This window comes from Bovifimicola ammoniilytica (assembly GCF_025567085.1).
In the GTDB taxonomy this organism is placed as follows: Bacteria; Bacillota; Clostridia; order Lachnospirales; family Lachnospiraceae; genus Bovifimicola; species Bovifimicola ammoniilytica.
In genome coordinates, this window is the sequence record NZ_JAOQJN010000007.1 from 130,132 (window position 1) to 150,138 (window position 20,007).

Annotated in this window: 18 protein-coding genes; 17 read left to right on the forward strand and 1 reads right to left on the reverse strand. The window is 32.5% G+C overall.

The features are described 5' to 3' along the window. Window positions 1-18 precede the first annotated feature (18 nt). From rsgA to OCV48_RS10445, 6 genes are all read left to right on the forward strand, one after another. Window positions 19-903 (forward strand): ribosome small subunit-dependent GTPase A, encoded by an 885-nt coding sequence (gene rsgA / locus OCV48_RS10420; protein ID WP_021982997.1) that lies wholly within the window; start codon window positions 19-21, stop codon window positions 901-903. A gap of 4 nt (window positions 904-907) precedes the next feature. After that, on the forward strand, window positions 908-1,570 hold the full coding sequence (gene rpe / locus OCV48_RS10425) for a ribulose-phosphate 3-epimerase (protein WP_021982998.1): 663 nt from the start codon (window positions 908-910) through the stop codon (window positions 1,568-1,570). After that, window positions 1,567-2,226 (forward strand): thiamine diphosphokinase, encoded by a 660-nt coding sequence (locus tag OCV48_RS10430; RefSeq protein WP_021982999.1) that lies wholly within the window; start codon window positions 1,567-1,569, stop codon window positions 2,224-2,226. Before rpe ends, OCV48_RS10430 begins: the two co-directional genes overlap by 4 nt. A gap of 217 nt (window positions 2,227-2,443) precedes the next feature. Further along, window positions 2,444-2,743: a hypothetical protein gene (locus tag OCV48_RS10435; RefSeq protein ID WP_021983000.1), complete on the forward strand. Its 300-nt coding sequence runs from the start codon at window positions 2,444-2,446 to the stop codon at window positions 2,741-2,743. A 561-nt stretch (window positions 2,744-3,304) separates the two neighbouring features. Further along, on the forward strand, window positions 3,305-4,678 hold the full coding sequence (locus OCV48_RS10440; protein WP_021982892.1) for a C39 family peptidase: 1,374 nt from the start codon (window positions 3,305-3,307) through the stop codon (window positions 4,676-4,678). 18 nt (window positions 4,679-4,696) lie between these two features. Then, on the forward strand, window positions 4,697-5,425 hold the full coding sequence (locus tag OCV48_RS10445; RefSeq protein ID WP_147591883.1) for a hypothetical protein: 729 nt from the start codon (window positions 4,697-4,699) through the stop codon (window positions 5,423-5,425). A 170-nt stretch (window positions 5,426-5,595) separates the two neighbouring features. On the opposite strand, the gene ychF is transcribed toward OCV48_RS10445, so the two are convergent. After that, on the reverse strand, window positions 5,596-6,693 hold the full coding sequence (gene ychF / locus OCV48_RS10450) for a redox-regulated ATPase YchF (RefSeq protein ID WP_021983001.1): 1,098 nt from the start codon (window positions 6,691-6,693) through the stop codon (window positions 5,596-5,598). Window positions 6,694-6,873: 180 nt separating this feature from the next. On the opposite strand from ychF, the gene lgt reads away from it, so the two are divergent. The 11 genes from lgt (at window position 6,874) to OCV48_RS10505 (ending at window position 19,843) form a co-directional block, all read left to right on the forward strand. Beyond that, entirely contained in the window at window positions 6,874-7,803 is a 930-nt protein-coding gene (gene lgt, locus OCV48_RS10455) for a prolipoprotein diacylglyceryl transferase (protein WP_262559639.1), read from the forward strand. A gap of 342 nt (window positions 7,804-8,145) precedes the next feature. Further along, the gene (gene mraZ / locus OCV48_RS10460; protein WP_021981930.1) at window positions 8,146-8,583 is read left to right on the forward strand and encodes a division/cell wall cluster transcriptional repressor MraZ; all 438 of its coding nucleotides are present in this window, start codon (window positions 8,146-8,148) and stop codon (window positions 8,581-8,583) included. 58 nt (window positions 8,584-8,641) lie between these two features. Then, complete coding sequence (gene rsmH, locus OCV48_RS10465) at window positions 8,642-9,583, forward strand: 16S rRNA (cytosine(1402)-N(4))-methyltransferase RsmH (RefSeq protein WP_021981931.1); 942 nt, start codon at window positions 8,642-8,644, stop codon at window positions 9,581-9,583. A 126-nt stretch (window positions 9,584-9,709) separates the two neighbouring features. Then, the gene (locus OCV48_RS10470) at window positions 9,710-10,207 is read left to right on the forward strand and encodes a septum formation initiator family protein (protein WP_021981932.1); all 498 of its coding nucleotides are present in this window, start codon (window positions 9,710-9,712) and stop codon (window positions 10,205-10,207) included. A gap of 41 nt (window positions 10,208-10,248) precedes the next feature. Further along, complete coding sequence (locus OCV48_RS10475) at window positions 10,249-12,258, forward strand: peptidoglycan D,D-transpeptidase FtsI family protein (protein WP_147591884.1); 2,010 nt, start codon at window positions 10,249-10,251, stop codon at window positions 12,256-12,258. Between the two features lie 147 nt (window positions 12,259-12,405). Continuing rightward, the gene (locus OCV48_RS10480; protein ID WP_147591885.1) at window positions 12,406-14,130 is read left to right on the forward strand and encodes a peptidoglycan D,D-transpeptidase FtsI family protein; all 1,725 of its coding nucleotides are present in this window, start codon (window positions 12,406-12,408) and stop codon (window positions 14,128-14,130) included. A gap of 55 nt (window positions 14,131-14,185) precedes the next feature. Then, the gene (gene mraY / locus OCV48_RS10485) at window positions 14,186-15,154 is read left to right on the forward strand and encodes a phospho-N-acetylmuramoyl-pentapeptide-transferase (protein WP_021981935.1); all 969 of its coding nucleotides are present in this window, start codon (window positions 14,186-14,188) and stop codon (window positions 15,152-15,154) included. An 87-nt stretch (window positions 15,155-15,241) separates the two neighbouring features. Then, window positions 15,242-16,588, forward strand: a complete 1,347-nt coding sequence (gene murD / locus OCV48_RS10490) for a UDP-N-acetylmuramoyl-L-alanine--D-glutamate ligase (protein ID WP_147591886.1) — start codon at window positions 15,242-15,244, stop codon at window positions 16,586-16,588. A gap of 12 nt (window positions 16,589-16,600) precedes the next feature. Then, entirely contained in the window at window positions 16,601-17,755 is a 1,155-nt protein-coding gene (locus tag OCV48_RS10495; RefSeq protein ID WP_021981937.1) for an FtsW/RodA/SpoVE family cell cycle protein, read from the forward strand. Window positions 17,756-17,778: 23 nt separating this feature from the next. Beyond that, on the forward strand, window positions 17,779-19,089 hold the full coding sequence (gene murA, locus OCV48_RS10500; protein ID WP_021981938.1) for a UDP-N-acetylglucosamine 1-carboxyvinyltransferase: 1,311 nt from the start codon (window positions 17,779-17,781) through the stop codon (window positions 19,087-19,089). Between the two features lie 37 nt (window positions 19,090-19,126). After that, a complete protein-coding gene (locus OCV48_RS10505) occupies window positions 19,127-19,843 on the forward strand; it encodes a cell division protein FtsQ/DivIB (protein WP_021981939.1) in 717 nt (238 codons plus the stop codon). Window positions 19,844-20,007: the final 164 nt, after the last annotated feature.

A 20,007-nucleotide genomic window follows, 5' to 3' on the forward strand; every position in this document is an offset into this window, starting at 1 on the left:
TACTGAATGAAGGTAAATATGCAGGGAAAAATCATAAAAGGAATAGCTGGATTCTACTATGTACATGTTGTACATAGTGGAATCTATGAATGTAAAGCAAAAGGTGTATTCAGAAATAAGAAAATAAAACCTTTAGTTGGTGACAATGTCGAGATTGAAATTCTTGATGAAGGAAATAGAATAGGTAATATCATAAATATTTATGATAGAGAAAACGAATTAATCAGGCCTGCTGTATCTAATATCAGTCAGGCTTTGGTTGTTTTCGCCATTGCTAATCCAATGCCTAACCTAAATCTATTAGACAGATTCTTAGTTATGATGGAAAGAAATGAAATTGATACAATCATATGTTTTAATAAGATTGATTTAGTAGATGAAGAAGAGATTCTAAAACTACGGGATATCTATGTTAAAGCGGGATATCATGTAATGTTTACATCAACTAAGGAAAATATGGGAATTGAAGAAGTGCTAAGAGTAATAGATGGCAAGACAACTGCATTTGCAGGTCCATCCGGTGTAGGTAAGTCATCACTGTTAAATGCATTGATTCCGGAAGCCAACTCGCAAACAGGCGAAATAAGCGAAAAAATCAAACGTGGTAAACATACTACAAGACATACGGAGATATTTAATGTAAGTGATGATACTTATCTGATGGATACTCCGGGTTTTAGTTCTCTATATGTAAATGATTTTGAAAAGGAAGAACTTAAGAATTATTTCAGGGAATTCATTGAATATAATAATGGATGTAGATTTACGGGTTGTGTTCATGTGAATGAGCCTGACTGTCTCGTAAAGGAAGCGGTAGAAAATGGCGGAATCAACCGCTCTAGATATGATAATTATATTCTGATGTATGAAGAAATTAAAAATAAAAAGAGTACGTGGAGGTAGAGATATGAGTAAAGAAATTAAACTAGCACCATCGATTTTGTCAGCAGATTTCTCGAAATTAGGAGAAGATGTGAAAAAAGTTGTAGATGCAGGTGCAGACTACATACATATTGATGTTATGGACGGAAGTTTTGTGCCAAGCATATCATTTGGATTACCGGTAATTAAGTCTATAAGAAAAGTTACGGATAAGACATTTGATGTACATCTGATGATTGATGAACCAGTAAGATATATCAAAGAATTTGCAGATTCAGGTGCAGATTTAATAACTGTACACGTTGAAGCCTGTAAACATCTTAACAGAACTGTACAGGCTATAAAAGAATGTGGCTGTAAGGCAGGCGTTGTGCTTAACCCATCAACACCATTATCTGAATTAGAATATATTTTAGAATATGTTGATATGGTGCTTCTAATGAGTGTTAACCCGGGCTTTGGCGGACAGAAGTACATTGAAAATGTTACAGATAAAATTAAAGCTTTAAGAAAAATGATAGATGACAAACAGCTCAATGTAGATATCGAAGTTGATGGCGGTGTCAATCTTAATAATGCTAAAATGATTATTGATGCAGGTGCTAATGTCTTAGTAGCAGGCTCAGCAGTATTCAATGGAAATATAGAAGAAAATGTGAAAGGTTTTAAGGGGATATTTGAGAAATGAAAAATACTTTGATTATAACAGGCGGTGACATAGATATTGATTATGCTAAGAGATATTGTGAGCAGAATGATTTTACATTTGTCATTGCAGTAGACGGCGGACTAAAGATAGCGGAAATGCTTGATATAATTCCTGATTACATAGTTGGTGATTTTGACACAATCAGTCCTCTGATACTATTTAAGTATGAAAATATGAATGATGTTAAGATTAAACGTTTTAAACCTGATAAAGATTTTACGGATACTCAGATTGCAATAAATATAGCAATTGAAGAGGAAAGCTTCTCTATAAGTATTCTAGGTGGAACAGGTTCAAGATTAGACCATACCCTTGCAAATGTTCAGCTTCTCCAGATGGCATTGGCAAATGGTGTGGAGGCAATTATTGTAAGTAGAAATAACAGGATAAGGTTGCTTGGAACGAAAAGAAAAGACATTACTATATTTAAAGATGAGTATAAATACGTTTCAATGATTCCTATGAGTGATGTGGTATCAGGAATTACAACGAATGGAATGAAGTGGAATTTATCAAATTTCGATTTTAAAATTGATGAGAATATTAGCCTTGGAGTAAGTAATGAGATTGTAGGGCAACAGGCAGAGATTCATATTGATAGTGGAACACTTATATTGATTGAATCGAATGATTAAACAGGAGCATATGGGTTATCATACATTTGTATATGATTTAATTACATCAGGCTTTGGATCATTTAATACCATTAGAATAAAATAGGATGCAAAGGAGAGAATTATGGCACTAATAATATTATTAGTTATTATGCTAATTTTTGCTATGTTATTAGCAATTATTTACAATAAGTAAATTAAAAGATGTATTTGATTCAAATTATGAACTGGATTATCCTTGGTTAAAAAATATGAATATATATTATCTTGTAAATTTATAGACTATGAAGAAAAAACTGATACTATTGAATCAAATTATATAAGTATACCTTTTCCAACATTTGTATTAGATGAGTCAGTTGGAACTATAAAAGAGGATATGTTAATCAAGTGCGATTTTGAATATTTAAAGACTTATTATAAAGATTTTACGAATGTGAAGCTTGAAGATGATAAAATAGAAATTACTTTGAATGATTATATATGTACTATTACACCAAATGGTAATTATGCACATTTCGAAGTTGAAAAGAAATAAATAAGAATAATAGAATTATATAAAACTTAGATAGTCAAATATAGTTAAAGCCGATAGACGGTGTATATCTGAATGTTATAGATATACATCATTTATCGGCTTTTATTATATGATTAGCATTGTAAATTAAAACTTGAGCTATAAGACAAAACACTTGATGGTTAGGGTAGCCATTAAAATATTTTACTATATAACTATATTTTAAATAGTGATGAGAATAAAAGTAACGAAAACCAACGGAAAGTAACGAAAATTAATAAATAACAGTATAAAGTGTAGAAAAAAATTAAAAAATTTTTTTTAAAACCAACGGAAACTAATTGTTATATTGTTTTAAAATATTGTAAAATAAATGGACAGATATTTTATTATAGATGCTAAATATCAAATAAAATATTTGTGAAATAGTAAATTCACATAGATTATGTATCTGATTTTAATAGGAATGTGAAAGGAGATGAGTTATGGAAATGTATACATAAGAATAAATGTGAATTTAATATTATGTATTTAAACATAAATATAAGAAAGTATATTAAGAATTGAAGAGAGGACAAAAAGATGAAAAAGGTATTAAGAGATTATATAAAAAAAGCTATGATTATATGTACGAGCTTTTTATTAATGATGCATGGAATTATATTTTCAGCATATGCAAGTGAATCTGGTGATTTTGAAAACAATGGTGAATATGTAGAAATTGATGATGAATTGCTAGATGTCGCCGCTACAGTTGATGATAGCTTTACTTATATAACAGATTTATCAGAATGTTATGGCGACAGTGTAACGAGTATAGTTAATATGAACTATGATGAGATAGTTAGGAAAATTATAGGATTACAATATGGAGTTAATGATTTATATGAAATTAATTTAGGAAATCAAATTGAATTGTATGATGCAAATAATGTTAATACATATATGGGATATAATTTTTGCGTTAATAATACAAATGAATATGGATATATAACAATTGCAACACATACAAAGACTACATTAGTTAAAGAAATAGTAGATAATTTATTATTACCAGAAGAAAGAGAAAAAGTATATTATCTTTCTAACTCTGAATTTTATTTTTGGAATGAATTAGAACAGTGTTTTCAAACATTTGACGGATTGGAAATATCATATGAAGATTTCGAGATGTTCTTAGAAGAAAGAAAACAAGCACTTTATAATTTGACAATTGAATTACTTGCGAGTACAGAAGTGGATAGTGTTTCACAAATAAATAATTTGTTGAATATAGATAAAGAAGAAAACAATGAAATATTTATGGGATATAATGGCCAAAGTGGAAGTGGATATGGAGGCATTGAGGATTGTCCTGCGTATTTAAAAGATAAATATCATAAGAATGTAAAATTAAAGTCATCAAAATATTTAAAGATGAATAACTTCATAATGTATACTTTAGAAAATAAAAATAGTGAGGCAGTAAATAATTGTACACTTACAGCAATAACAAGAATATTAGACTATTACAAAGAAAATGGGTATAAAAAAATTAATAGCAATTTTAATGATATTTATACTAAAGTGAGAAAAGTAGCGGTAAAGCATGGCTATACTCCGGAGAAAGGTACAGATTTTTGGAAAATTGATAATATAGTAGAAGAAGTACTGCATAATTATGGATATAAAAAGGCAAAATGTAAAGGTATATATTTATGGTCATTTAAAGAACAAGTAAAAAAAGAGATTGATGCAAATAGACCTGTTATTATGAATTTAGCTAGAGGATTTTATGGAAATCATACAGTTACAGTAAGCGGCTATGCTATATATAAATCAGGTATAATAACTTACAATATGATACAGGTTTATGATGGATGGAAGTCTGTTAGAAGATTTATAGATTATAAAGCATTTGCATATGATTTAATTACATCAGGCTTTGGATCATTCAATACAATTAGAATAAAATAGTATGCAAAGGAGAGAGTTATGGCACTGATAATGTTATTAGTTATTATACTAATTTTTGCTATATTATTAGCAGTCAGTATAAAGTACAAGAAAAAGATAATTTTATATGTAGTATTTGGAATTATAGGGATAGTTGGTCTTACATGGATATTAAATCATACAATATTCTACTATAATAATGATAAAGTGGAAATAGAACGATTACTAGGTAATTATGATAACTTTAATATTAAAATAAAAAATCATAAGCTTAAATTCAATGGCACATCAGTTAGCTTTAGTTGTGAATATTCAATGGAAGATTTATTTACAAAAGTAAAGGAACAGTATAATAATACATATATTGATAATAAATTTAATAAAATAGTAATTGTATATGATAATGAATTATTTACAATAAGTAAATTAAAAGATGTATTTGATTCAAATTATGAACCGGATTATCCTTGGTTAAAAAAATATGAATATATATTATCTTGTAAATTTATAGACTATGAAGAAAAAACTGATACTATTGAATCAAATTATATAAGTATACCTTTTCCAACATTTGTATTAGATGAGTCAGTTGGAACTATAAAAGAGGATATGTTAATCAAGTGCGATTTTGAATATTTAAAGACTTATTATAAAGATTTTACGAATGTGAAGCTTGAAGATGATAAAATAGAAATTACTTTGAATGATTATATATGTACTATTACACCAAATGGTAATTATGCACATTTCGAAGTCGAAAAGAAATAAATAAGAATAATAAAATTATATAAAACTTAGATAGTCAAATATAGTTAAAGCCGATAGACGGTGTATATCTGAATGTTATAGATATACATCATTTATCGGCTTTTATTATATAATAGAACTATATGACAGAATGTTTGATAGCTAGGATTAGTAATCAACACAATTAATAATTAAACATTGAATCTGAAAAGGATAACATCTCCGTCTTTAACAACATAATCTTTACCCTCAAGTCTTACAAGCCCTTTATCTTTAGCGCCTGAATAAGAACCACAGTCAAGTAAGTCCTGATAGTTGACAACTTCAGCTCTGATGAAACCACGCTCAAAGTCGCTATGAATTTTACCGGCAGCACCTGGAGCTTTAGTACCCTCTTTGATTGTCCAGGCTCTTGTCTCCTGTTTACCGGCAGTTAAATAACTGATTAATCCTAATAATTTATAGCTGGCTTTAATTAATTTATCAAGACCTGATTCTTTTAATCCTAATTCTTCAAGGAACATTGCTTTATCATCATCATCTAATTCTGATATTTCCTGTTCAATCTGTGCAGAAATAACAAATACTTCAAAGCCCTCTGATGCAGCAAATTCTCTTACCTTTTGTACATTTTCATTAGATGCACCATCGTCAGCTAAATCTGATTCAGCAACATTAGCTGCGAAGATTACAGGCTTATATGTGAGAAGATTATAAGAAGCAAGAAGTGCAGCTTCGTCATCATCATTTGGTTCAAAACTCTTAGCTAGTCTGCCTTCTTCAAGATGTTCTTTGATTCTATTTAATAAATCAAGTTCTTTAGCAAGTGCTTTATCGTTTCTTGAACCTTTAGATGTTTTAGCAATTCTTCTTTCAAGTATCTCAATATCAGAAAATACTAATTCTAAATTGATAGTTTCGATATCACGCATTGGGTTTACACTACCGTCTACGTGGATAACATTTGTATCTTCGAAACATCTTACTACATGAACGATTGCATCAACCTCACGAATATTTGATAAGAACTGGTTACCGAGTCCCTCACCTTTTGAAGCACCTTTTACAAGACCGGCAATATCAACGAATTCTATAACTGCAGGTGTGATTTTATCTGAATCATATAATGCAGCAAGTTTATTAAGTCTGTCATCCGGAACAGTTACAACACCAACATTTGGGTCTATTGTACAGAATGGGTAGTTTGCTGATTCTGCACCGGCTTTTGTTAATGAATTAAAAAGTGTACTCTTTCCTACGTTAGGAAGACCTACGATACCAAGTTTCATTTTTCTATAATCCTTTCTTTTACTCATATGGTTTGTATTTAAAATATCCATAGAAATTTAATTTAACTAATTGTAAATAGTAACACAAAACGATATAAAAGTCAAAATATAGCACTATAATTAGTGAGGAAAGAAACTTTGCAGAATAAGAAGTGTTAAAATCAGGTTGTGAAAATAGGAGTGGGAGGGTATAATGTAGAGAAAGAATTTGATAATGAAAGAGGAATAGAAATGCTTGGTGCAGTCAGTATAAGATTTGTAAATCTTGGTTTTGAAATTAAAAATATGGGAAAAAGTATAAATATATTCGGAATTGATATTGCATATTATGGAATTATTATTGCAATGGGTATGTTAATTGCGATGCTGCTGATTTATAAGGAAGCAAAGAGGACAGGTCAGAATGTAGATAACTATTATGACCTTACCATTGTAACGATAATATGTGGGATTATCGGAGCAAGATTATATTATGTTATTTTTGAATGGGATAATTACAAGAATGATTTGTTATCCATATTGAATCTTCGAAATGGTGGACTTGCTATTTATGGTGGAATTCTTGGTGGAGGTCTGGCAGCATTTATCTATTCAAGAATTAAGAAAATGTCATTTCCTAAGATATTAGATACAGTTATTTTAGGAGTTCTGATAGGACAGATAATGGGCAGATGGGGCAATTTCTTTAACAGGGAGGCATTTGGAGGATATACGAACAATCTTTTTGCAATGCAGATAAAATTAGACGAAGTGGGAGGAGTTATATCAGATTCAGTTGCAAATCACATTAAAGTGGTAAATGGAATCGAATATATTCAGGTGCATCCTACATTTCTATATGAATCACTATGGAATCTATGTCTGTTTATCGGTATTATGTTATATAGAAAGCATAAGAAATTTGAGGGAGAACTTGCAAGTATATATATGATTGGATATGGAATCGGCAGATTCTTTATTGAGAGCCTGAGAACAGACCAGTTAGTAATAAAGGGAATTGGAATCGCTATATCACAGGTAGTTTCAATTATTCTTATTATAGCAGGAATAACGATAATAATAAGAAACAGATGTAAATTACGAAGAGATATGAAGCAGAGCATACAATAAAATTAGTTGCTTTTTGTTACTTTGGTTGTAACAAGCTGATGAGAAATATATATCAGAGTATATGCGAGAAATAGAACAGTGTGAGAAATAAAAACAAACACAATATATAGTTGCTTTAAAAGAGGTGTCTACAAGATATGCAAAGTCATATTTTGTAGGCTCTTTTTTTGTACATTTTACATAAAAACACTTGCTATTTAGATAGATTTGAGTTAAAATTTACCCATAAGTGGTGAAAAGTGGATACAAGTGGATTAAAAGTGTCACGAAGTGGTAGATAACCAGAAAATCACTATAGCGAACGGACGAATATGTAACAATGGTGCAAAGGAGGTGCGATAAGTGTTTTTAGGTGAATATAATCATTCAATAGATGCTAAAGGAAGACTTATTGTACCAGCTAAGTTCAGAGAAGAACTTGGTGAGAATTTTATTGTTACAAAGGGACTTGATGGATGTTTATACATTTATCCAGACGAGGAATGGAAGAAATTCGAGAGTAAACTGAGTGAATTACCAATGGGAAAAGGTGATACAAGAAAGATTGTACGTTTCTTTTTATCAGCAGCAACGCAGGTAGAATTAGACAAGCAGGGAAGAATACTTATACCAGGAAATCACCGAGAATTTGCCGGACTTGAGAAAGATGTTGTTTTTGCCGGAGTTGGCAAGAAGATAGAAATCTGGAGCAAGGAGAAATGGGAAGAAACAGCGACATTTGATTATGAAGAAATGGACGATGTTGCAGAACGAATGGCAGATTTGGGAATTGAATTCTAAAATATATTTTGGTGTATTAGTCAGTGTATCAATGGAGTGATACAGATTGGAGGAAAAGTTGGAATTTGTACACAAATCGGTTTTACTTAACGAGACAGTGGACAGCTTAAATATTAAACCGAACGGCATATATATAGATGGCACTCTTGGCGGAGGCGGACATGCTTATGAAGTGTGCAAACGACTGGGAGAACATGGACGGTTCATAGGAATTGACCAGGACGCGGAGGCAATAGAAGCAGCGGGCTTACGTCTGGCTGAGTTTGGCGACAAGGTGACAATAGTAAGAAGCAATTACGTGGATATTGATAATATACTTAAATCATTAAACATTAGCAAAGTTAATGGAATTATGCTGGATTTAGGTGTTTCGTCACATCAGCTCGATACTGTTGAAAGAGGCTTTAGCTATAAAGAGAATGCCCCATTAGATATGAGAATGGATGTGCGAAACCCGATGACAGCTAAAGATATCGTTAACAATTATAGCGAGATGGAATTATACAGAGTCATAAGAGATTATGGCGAAGATAAATTTGCTAAAAATATTGCGAAGCATATAGTTAATGCCAGAAAAGAGAAAGAAATAGAGACAACATATGAACTTAATGACATTATTAAAGCGGCAATACCTATGAAAATGCGAGTAAATGGCGGACATCCTGCTAAGAAGACATTTCAGGCAATCAGAATTGAACTCAATAAAGAATTAGAAGTTTTAAACAATTCTATTGATAAAATGATTGATTTACTAGATGACGGAGGGCGGCTTAGTATTATAACATTCCATTCATTAGAGGACAGAATCGTTAAGACAAGATTCAGAAATAATGAGAACCCATGTATATGCCCACCGGATTTTCCAGTCTGTGTATGTGGTAAGAAGTCGAAAGGCAAAGTTATTACACGAAAGCCGATTGTTCCAAGCGAACAGGAGATAATCGAGAACAAACGTGCAAAAAGTTCAAAATTAAGAGTATTCGAAAGACGAATATTATAGAAGTCAGATACCAAAGATAAAAAGAATAATAAATATAAGAACAAATTCGAAAGTCAGATATAAAACAAAAAAGTGTAAAAAAGAAATATGAACAGTAAAATATAGCGAAAGGGAGAGAGTTAACTGATGGCTACCGAAAGAAATTACAAGAAGAATTATATTAGTTATAGTGATTATGTTGAAGGAAATGCAGTAAGAAAAAAGAGTGTAGAGGAATTACCGGCAAGATCACCAAGAACATATATAGGCAATCAAAGAGTAAATACATCTTCAGCGATATATAAGAACCGTGAAAAAGCCTTGAGAATGAGCAAGGGATATGTTATGGTTTTAGCTGTATGCTGTATTGCTATGGCTTTTGCATGTGCAAAATATCTTTCAATAAGAGATGATATTACATCTGCAAAGGCAAATATTGCTTCACTTGAATTAAGTGTTGAGTCATTAAAAGCACAGAATGATTCGTTAGATTATGCGATAAGCAGTTATATGGATATTGAAAATATATCAAAGGTTGCAAAAGAACAATTAGGAATGATTCAGGCTGGCAAAAATCAGATATCATTTTATGACAGTTCTGAAAGTGAGTATATGAAACAATACAATGATGTACCGGAAAAATAGTACATATTTAATAGATATGTACTCTGATAACGGAGGTTACAATGGAAAGATATAATAATAGACAGAAAAATAATAAGGGGAAGAGATTAAGAATATTTACAAGAAGTATGAAAGCAAAGCTGGCAAGACTATTTATAGGTGTCTTGGTGGCTTTGGTTGGTTTAGGGGTAGTAATTACAAGAATATATGCTAAATCAGGTGAGAAGTATGAAGCAATTGTACTGTCACAGCAGACATATTCTAGCAAAACTCTTCCGTATAAGAGAGGCAATATTACGGATAGGGATGGAAATGTATTAGCTACCAGTATAAAAGTATATAATATGATAATTGATCCTAAGGTAATTCTTACTGAGAATAAAGATTATTTAGAACCAACAGTTGATGCACTTGTTAAATGTTTTGGTTATTCTAAGGATGAGCTTACTAAATTAATACAGGATAATAAAGACAGCCGATATGTAATCAAAGAAAAGCAACTTAAATATGAACAGATAGAAGAATTTAAGAAGCTTATGAGTGATACAAAGAATAATCCTGATGTAAAGGGTGTGTGGTTTGAGGAAGAATACAAACGAATGTATCCATATAGCACACTTGCAAGTGGAACAATCGGTTTCACTGTGGCAGGAAATGTTGGTAACTGGGGAATTGAAGAGTATTATAATGACTACTTAAATGGTATAGACGGAAGAAAATACGGATATGTAAATGAAGATAATACAATGGACCCGGTTGTAAAAGAACCTACAGATGGAAATACTGTAGTATCGACAATTGATTTAAACTTACAGACAATCTGTGAGAAATATATTAAACAGTGGGTTGAGGAATATCATCCTACAAATGTTGCAGTTGTAATGGCTGATCCTAATACAGGTGAGATTCTTGCAATGGCTGACAGTAATAATATGTATGATTTGAATAATCCTCAAGAGTTGAAAGGGTTTTATTCAGATGAAGAAATCAAAGCAATGAGTGATGAACAGAAGATAGAAAATCTTTCTAAAATCTGGAGAAACTTCTGCGTGAGTGATACCTACGAAGCAGGTTCTACAATCAAACCATTTACAATTGCAGGGGCATTAGAAGATGGAAAGATTAGTAAAGACCAGACATTCTTATGTGATGGCGGAGAAAGAATAAGTGGATTTTATATTAAATGTCATAAAACTTCGGGACATGGAACACTTAATGTAGAACAGGCAATTATGAATTCATGTAACGATAGTCTTATGCAGATAGCAGCATTTGAGGGTGTAGATACATTCTGTAAATATCAGTCAATATTCGGATTTGGTATGAGAAGTGGAATTGATCTGCCGGGTGAAGCAAGTTGCGAAGGATTATTATACACGAAAGATAATATGCAGGTAGCCGATTTAGCTACTAACTCATTCGGACAGAACTTCAATGTTAATATGATACAGATGGTTGCAGGTTTTTCTTCATTAATTAATGGAGGATATTATTATAAGCCTCATGTTGTAAAACAGATACTTAACTCTAATGGCGGAGTGGTAGCTAATTATGATAAAGAACTTATAAAGCAGACTATAACTAAAGACACATCAGATTTCTTAAGACAGGCATTAGTGAATACCGTTAATGGAGGAACAGGTAAGACAGCAGCTGTTGAAGGATATGACGTAGGTGGTAAGACAGGTACTGCACAGCACCATGATAAATCTGATACGACATATTTATTATCATTCTTAGGTTTTGCACCTTATGATAATCCACGGGTAGTATGCTATACAATAGTTGATGCTCCACAGGTAGATAATCCGGGAAGCAGTTCATATGCATGTAAGTTATTTAGTGCAATTATGACAGAAGCACTTCCATATATGGATGTATTTCCAACTAAAGAAGTACAAACTACAGAGCCTGCTACAGAACCAGAGACAACTAAGCCGGAAGAGACACAGGAATCTACAGAGCCAACAGTTCCTATGAGTCCTAGTGAAGATGAGGCTTATGAAGATAACAGTCCGATAGTTGAAGATGTTGAACCATCAGGCGATAATGTAACGACAACGACAGAATAGATGAATTCTATGAAAACGTGTCTTATAGGTCATTGTAATTGGAATAATATTAAGTATTTATAATAAATTATAATAATAGCAATTAATATCCTGAAATAATTCTACTGACATAGGTTGTCGGTAAAATGGAGTATAAAGTGAGGTTATATGTATAGCAAGAGAACAGGTATCAGAAGAAAAATTGTGATATATATGTGTATTTTTCTTATATTAGCAATATATGTTTTGTCAAGGCTTGTATACATAATGATATTTCAATCTGAAAAGTACCAGGCGAAAGCTGATGAATTACATGACAGGGAAAGAGAGATAAAGGCTCCGAGAGGAGAAATAGTAGACAGAAACGGTGTAGTTATTGCCACGAATAAGACAGTATGCACCGTTTCTGTTATTTATAGCCAGGTAACAGATAAGGAAAAGGTAATTGAAGTATTATCTAGAGAACTTGATATGAGTGAGGAGAAAATCAGAAAAAGTGTTGAGAAAATAAGTGTAAGGGAGAAGATAAAATCAAATGTGGAAAAGGAAGTCGGAGACAGAATAAGAAATTATAATTTAGATGGTGTAAAAGTTGATGAAGATTATAAGCGTTATTATCCATATGATACTATGGCATCAAAAGTATTAGGCTTCACAGGCGCGGATAATCAGGGAATAGTCGGATTAGAAGTAGAATATGAAGAATATCTTGAAGGAACAAAGGGAAAAATATTAACATTTACAGATGCAAAAGGAGTGGAATTGCCGGAATTAGCAGAGGGCAGAGTTGAGGGGATAGCGGGAAAAACTCTTCATACAAGTCTTGATGTCAATATACAGAAATATGCTGAGCAGGCAGCTAATAAGGCATTAGAGAAGAAACAGGCTAAATATGTATCTATAATTGTTATGAATCCAAAGAATGGTGAAATATATGCCATGGTAAATGTCCCGGAATTTAATTTAAATACACCGTTTGAATTAAATTATGAAACCGATGTGCCAAAGGATAGTGATGAATATCAGAAACTGCTTAACAAAATGTGGAGAAATCAATGTATTAATGATACATATGAACCCGGCTCGACATTTAAGATAGTAACTGCAACAGCCGGATTAGAAACGAAAGTCGTAGATGTAAACAGCGTATTCAGTTGTCCGGGTTTTAAGATAGTAGAGGACAGAAGAATAAGATGTCATAAGACAACAGGACATGGAACAGAGAATTTTGTTCAGGCAACAATGAATTCGTGTAATCCGGTATTCATAGAAGTTGGTCTGAGAATCGGCGCAGAAAGATATTTTGATTATATGAAAAGACTTGGATTACTTAGAAAAACAGGAGTTGATCTGCCTGGTGAAGCTGGAACAATTATTCACAAGATAGAAAATGTCGGTTTAGTTGAACTTGCTACAATGTCCTTTGGACAGTCATTTCAGATAACACCACTTCAGTTACTTACTGCTGCCAGTGCAGTTATAAATGGCGGAAATCTTGTAACACCTCATTTTGGAATGTATGCAGCAGACAGTGATAATAATGTTGTTAAAACATTTGATTATAATGTAAGAGAGAGTGTAATTAATAAAGAGACAAGTGAGACTATGAAATATATTCTTGAACAGGTAGTAGCAGAGGGAGGCGGTAAAAAAGGTCAGGTAGAAGGTTACAGAATCGGAGGCAAGACAGCAACCTCACAGAAGCTTCCGAGAGGTTCAGGAAAATATATTGCATCATTTATAGGTTTTGCACCAGCAGATGATCCCGAAGTTATAGCAATGTGCATAATTGACGAACCGGTTGGTATATATTATGGAGGAACTATTGCAGCGCCTGTAATACAGGAATTATACGAAAATATTTTACCTTATTTAAACATTAAAAAAGATTGATTATTAAATAGATTAATATTATACTAGAGTTATGTGTGGAATGGAGTATAGACAGATGCAGACAAAGATGATTTTATCTGTTTTAATCTCGTTTGGTATAAGCGTGGCATTATGTCCGGTTATCATACCATTTCTTAAGAGATTAAAGTTTGGACAGAATATAAGGGAAGAGGGTCCTAAGGATCACTTAAAGAAAACAGGAACACCGACAATGGGTGGTCTGATTATATTGTTTTCAATAGTTATTACATCACTATGTTTTATAAAAGAATATAAACAGATAGTACCGATTTTATTTGTAACACTAGGCTTTGGACTTATCGGTTTCTTAGATGACTACATTAAGATAGTTATGAAACGTTCATTAGGACTAAGAGCATGGCAGAAGATGGGACTTCAGGTTATAGTCGCAGCGATATTTGCTTACTATATAGTAAATTTCTCGCCTGCGGGAACTAAGATGCTTATACCGTTTACGGGCGGTATATATGATGGAAAATATCTTGATATTGGGAATCTTTTCGTGCCGATGTTAATGTTTGTGGTAATAGGCACAGTTAATGGCGCAAATTTTACAGATGGTCTTGACGGATTAGCAACAGGTGTTACAATAATGATTGCAGTTTTTTTCACAGTTATTGCATATATGACGGCAAGTGGAATTGAATTTATTACAGGTGCGGTGGTTGGAAGTCTGTTAGGCTTTCTGTTATTCAATGTATATCCTGCAAGAGTTTTTATGGGAGACACAGGTTCACTGGCACTTGGAGGCTTTGTGGCTTCTACGGCATATGTAATGAATATGCCGATATTTCTGCTAATTATTGCATTTATATATATGATAGAAGTATTGTCAGTAATTATACAGGTGACATATTTTAAGATAACAGGTGGAAAAAGAATATTTAAAATGGCTCCGATTCATCATCATTTTGAATTATGTGGCTGGTCGGAGACAAGAGTAGTAACGGTTTTTTCAACAATAACAGCAGTTATGTGTCTGATTGCATATCTGGCATTATAGATGATGTTTTGTTTAAGACTATTGCCTATGGCAATTATAAATATAAAGAATTTAATTAAAGAATTCGATTCTTGAAATGGAGGAAATATGAAAAGTGAAAGATACCTTGTTGCAGGTTCAGGAATAAGCGGAATTGCAGCAGCAAAACTTCTTGTTAAAGCAGGAAAGAAAGTAACAATTTATGACGGAAATGACAAATTAAAAGTTGAGGATATAAAGGCAAAGGCAGACAATGCAGATATTGATGTGGTAATCGGTGAATTAACTGAAGAAGTAATAGATGCAACAGATATAATGATTATAAGTCCCGGAATAGCAATTGATGCACCATTTGTAAACAGGGTAAGAGATAAAGGTGTTATAATCTGGGGCGAAATCGAATTAGCATACAGATTTGGTAAAGGAAGGATAATCGGAATAACAGGTACTAATGGTAAGACAACGACAACGGCTCTCACGGGAAAGATTATGGAGAACTACTTTAAGAGTACATTTATAGTTGGAAATATTGGTATACCATATACTAATGTAGCTATGGATACAGAAGATGATTCAGTCATAGTGGCTGAGATAAGCAGTTTTCAGTTAGAGTCAATAGATGAATTTCACCCTGTTATTACAGCAGTATTAAATATTACTCCTGACCATTTGAACAGACATTATACAATGGAGAATTATACAAATGTTAAGATGAGTATAACAAAGAATCAGAATCCTGATGAAATCTGCGTATTAAATTACGAAGATGCAATACTTAGAAAAGAAGCGAAAAAATTAAAGAATAAAGTAGTATTTTTTAGCAGCAGATCTAGTCTGGAGAATGGTGTATGCTTAAATGGAGAGAATATTGTATACAGAGAAGACGGGAAAGAAACCTTAATATGCAATTCGCATAATATGAAACTTGTGGGCATACATAATATTGAAAATGTAATGGCAGCAGTGGCAATAGCTGTTAATATGGATGTTCCAGCAGACATTATCAGAGATACCATCAGAGATTTTGATGCAGTAGAACATAGAATTGAATATGTTACTAAGAAAGATGGTGTAATATATTATAATGATTCTAAGGGAACTAATACAGATGCTTCAATTAAAGCCATAGAAGCGATGACTTGTCCTACAATACTTATTGCAGGTGGTTATGACAAAGGTTCAGAATATGATGAATGGTTTGATGCATTTAATGGCAAAATTAAGAAATTAGTTCTATTAGGTGCAACTAAAGAGAAGATTGCAAGAACAGCAGATAAACATGGATATCGTGATTATATATTCGTAGACAGTTTAGAAGAGGCTGTTAATACATCAGCAAATTTAGCAATACCGGGTGACGTAGTATTATTATCACCTGCATGTGCAAGCTGGGATATGTTTAAGAGCTATGAAGAAAGAGGAAAATTGTTTAAGGAGTATGTTAGCAATCTTTAAGGAGAGATTATTTTGGCAAATAGAATGAATACTAGTAGAGACACAAAAAAGAACATAAGAAAAACCAGAAGTGGAGAATATTTTGACTATAGCCTGCTTTTTATAACCATATTTATGATGGGTTTCGGACTTGTAATGTTATATAGTGCAAGTTCTTATGAAGCATCAATGGAGTTTGGTGACTCTAAATACTATGTAATAAGCCAGATTAAGGCAGCAGTTATCGGAGTTATCCTTATGGTAGTAGTTATTAAATTTGACTATCATATTTTTAAGAAACCGTTAGTTGCATTAGCTGCATATTTTGGTTCAATTCTAATGGCTATGATGGTTCTTTCACCAATAGGTATAAGTGCGAATGGTGCATCAAGGTGGATATCAATTGCAGGCTTCTCAATTCAGGTATGTGAAGTTGTAAAGATAGGTGTCATTGTATTTATGGCATTTGTTATAGAAAAGAAGGCGAAAAAACTTAAGAATATCGGAACATTTCTATTGTGCATGGTATTCATAGGAATATCTGCAGGTGTTATAGCACTTATTACAAAAGACCTTAGCTCAGCTATTATTGTAGCTGGAATCGGTGTGGTTATGTTATTTGTGGCATGTCCTAGAATATCATATTTCGTAATTATGATAGGTGCCGGAGTGGCAGCTGTCGCTGGAGCGATAATGATTGAACCATTCAGATTTGAAAGAATCAGAGTATGGTTAAATCCTGAGAAATTCGCAGATGAGGGTGGATTTCAGGTATTACAGTCATTATATTCACTGGGTTCAGGCGGCCTGTTTGGTAAAGGACTTGGAAATGGTATCCAGAAGCTTGGATATGTACCAGAGGCACAAAATGATATGATATTTACGGTTATATGTGAGGAATTAGGTGTTATCGGTGGAATAGCGGTAATATTAATGTTCATCTTTATGATATGGAGGTTTATGATAGTTGCTAATAATGCACCTGATTTATTTGGCTCAATGTTAGTAGTCGGTGTTATGGCACATATTTCGATACAGACAGTTATGAATATAGCCGTTGTTACTAACTCAATGCCTAATACAGGTGTAACGTTACCATTCATGAGTTATGGTGGATCGTCGATATTGTGTCTGCTAATTGAAATAGGTATTGTGCTTGCTGTATCTAAACGTATTAAATTTGAGTAAAGGATATCACATAGTTAATACAGATGCATATAATACATAAAGGCAGAATAGTTGGTGTCGTTATGTATTATAGAGTCGGAAAGACTTATGGTCTATCAGGTGAGATCACGGTTCAGGGTTCAAAAAATGAAGCATTACCTGTTATTGCAGCTGCTATCTTAAATAAAGGAAGGACAGTTATGAGAAATTGTCCGGACATATCAGATGTAAGAATTATGCTTAAAATATTAAAGCATTTAGGCTGTAATTATAAGTTTGAAAATAATATATTAGAATTAGACAGCGACAAAATTAATGTATCTGACATACCGAAAGAAGATGTTACTAAATTAAGGTCATCAATAGTGTTAGCAGGTGCATTGCTTAGTAGAAATAATTGGTGTAAAATTTCATATCCCGGAGGCTGTAATATCGGTCTTAGAAAAATAGATGTCCATATAGATATTTTACGAAAAATGGGATATGAAATAGATGAAAATGAAGAAACATCTGAATTAATCTGCGGGGGCAGAGTTAATGGAGATAACCATATAAGGCTCAGGGTAAGAAGTGTAGGTGCTACGGAGAATGGAATTCTTGCAGCAGTTCTATCGGATGGATATTGCGTAACATTTTCTAATGTGTCTAAAGAGCCAGAGATTGTTAATCTGTGTAAAGCCTTGATTAAAATGGGGGCTGATATCACAGGTGCAGGAACAGATGAGATAGTAGTAAAGGGTGTAAAAAGTCTTAGAGATACCACCATAGATATAAGTTGTGACAGAATAGTATGTGGAACTTATTTAGCAGCAGTTACAGCAGTAGGCGGAGAAGTCAGACTGTTAAATGTAAATAAGAATTTTGATAAATCGATATTAAATGAACTTGAAAAGTTCGGAATGAAATATAAAATTAGTAATGATGAAATGTGGGTTAGTAAGACCTGCAAAGATTATAAGTCAGAAAGAGATATAATTATATCCACATCTGCATATCCGGGTTTTCCAACTGATATGCAATCGCAGATGATGACATTGCTATCACGAAGAAAAGGAAGTGGAATAATTATTGAAAATATATTTGAAAACAGATTTGGCACAGCTAAAATGTTAAATAAAATGGGAGCTGACATTAAGATAATTGGCGACAGAATAGCATTGATTAATGGTGTTGATAAATTATATGGTGAAAAAGTAGAGGCAACTGATTTAAGAGGTGGTGCTTCACTTATTATTGCAGGAATGATTGCAGAAAATCATACCATAATAGAAAATGCTGAATTTATTAAAAGAGGGTATGAGTCAATCGAAAGAGACTTAGGAAAATTAGGGGCCGATATTGAGCTTATGGATTAAACGGGATATTTAGGATACACTTCGGAATGGAGAAAAAATGAGTAGAAAGAAAATTATAATATTGATAGCAACAATCTTTTTAATAATCTGTGGTATTGCAGGAGTTTTTGCAATGCAGAGAATAAGCGAGAAAAATATTATTATTGAGGGAAATGAGAAATATACCAAAGAAGAAATGATAAGTTTTATATTCAGGTCAGACTGGGACAGAAACCCGTTTGTACTTTATTATAAGACAAAATTCAGCAAACAGAAGGTAATTCCCTTCGTGGATGAATATGATGTGAAGATAACATCATTGAATAGCGTAAAGATTACCATATATGAAAAGAAAATAATCGGTTATGTTAATTATATGGGCAGCAATATGTATTTTGATAAAGATGGAACAATTGTCGAAAGTTCTACAGAGGTTATTGAAGGAATACCTAAGATAACAGGTTTAAACTTCGACAGTATAATTCTTTATGAGACATTGCCGGTAGGAAGTGATAAAGTATTCAGACTTATACTTGATACAACCCAGATATTACAGAAATATAGAATAGCAGTGGACAAGATATACATATCAGATAATAAAGAAGTTACACTTTACATAGAACAAATTAAAGTCGAATTAGGAACAGGCGAGGATATGAATGACAAAATCAGAAGCCTTAATGATATGCTGCCTAATCTTCAGGGACTAAGCGGCACACTCGATATAAAGAAATATAATACTAATAATGATGGATATACATTTAAAAAATCATAAAATTATATTTTGACAAATTACCCGCCTAAATGGTTTGTTAAGTGATTATGTAAAGAAGTCAATATCTGGAACTTATGGTATTTATATATGCAGGTTTACTATATACATATAAAAATTTGGGATTGTATATAAAAATATGTTAAAAACTTGTTAAAAATAGAAAT

What these genes read in the sequence shown, in the direction of transcription:
- rsgA (WP_021982997.1), top strand. Translation starts at nt 19, where the DNA reads ATGCAGGGAAAAATCATAAAAGGAATAGCTGGATTCTACTATGTACAT.
- rpe (WP_021982998.1), top strand. Translation starts at nt 908, where the DNA reads ATGAGTAAAGAAATTAAACTAGCACCATCGATTTTGTCAGCAGATTTC.
- OCV48_RS10430 (WP_021982999.1), top strand. Translation starts at nt 1,567, where the DNA reads ATGAAAAATACTTTGATTATAACAGGCGGTGACATAGATATTGATTAT.
- OCV48_RS10440 (WP_021982892.1), top strand. Translation starts at nt 3,305, where the DNA reads ATGAAAAAGGTATTAAGAGATTATATAAAAAAAGCTATGATTATATGT.
- OCV48_RS10445 (WP_147591883.1), top strand. Translation starts at nt 4,697, where the DNA reads ATGGCACTGATAATGTTATTAGTTATTATACTAATTTTTGCTATATTA.
- ychF (WP_021983001.1), bottom strand. Translation starts at nt 6,693, where the DNA reads ATGAAACTTGGTATCGTAGGTCTTCCTAACGTAGGAAAGAGTACACTT.
- OCV48_RS10470 (WP_021981932.1), top strand. Translation starts at nt 9,710, where the DNA reads ATGGCTACCGAAAGAAATTACAAGAAGAATTATATTAGTTATAGTGAT.
- OCV48_RS10475 (WP_147591884.1), top strand. Translation starts at nt 10,249, where the DNA reads ATGGAAAGATATAATAATAGACAGAAAAATAATAAGGGGAAGAGATTA.
- OCV48_RS10480 (WP_147591885.1), top strand. Translation starts at nt 12,406, where the DNA reads ATGTATAGCAAGAGAACAGGTATCAGAAGAAAAATTGTGATATATATG.
- mraY (WP_021981935.1), top strand. Translation starts at nt 14,186, where the DNA reads ATGCAGACAAAGATGATTTTATCTGTTTTAATCTCGTTTGGTATAAGC.
- murD (WP_147591886.1), top strand. Translation starts at nt 15,242, where the DNA reads ATGAAAAGTGAAAGATACCTTGTTGCAGGTTCAGGAATAAGCGGAATT.
- murA (WP_021981938.1), top strand. Translation starts at nt 17,779, where the DNA reads ATGCATATAATACATAAAGGCAGAATAGTTGGTGTCGTTATGTATTAT.
- OCV48_RS10505 (WP_021981939.1), top strand. Translation starts at nt 19,127, where the DNA reads ATGAGTAGAAAGAAAATTATAATATTGATAGCAACAATCTTTTTAATA.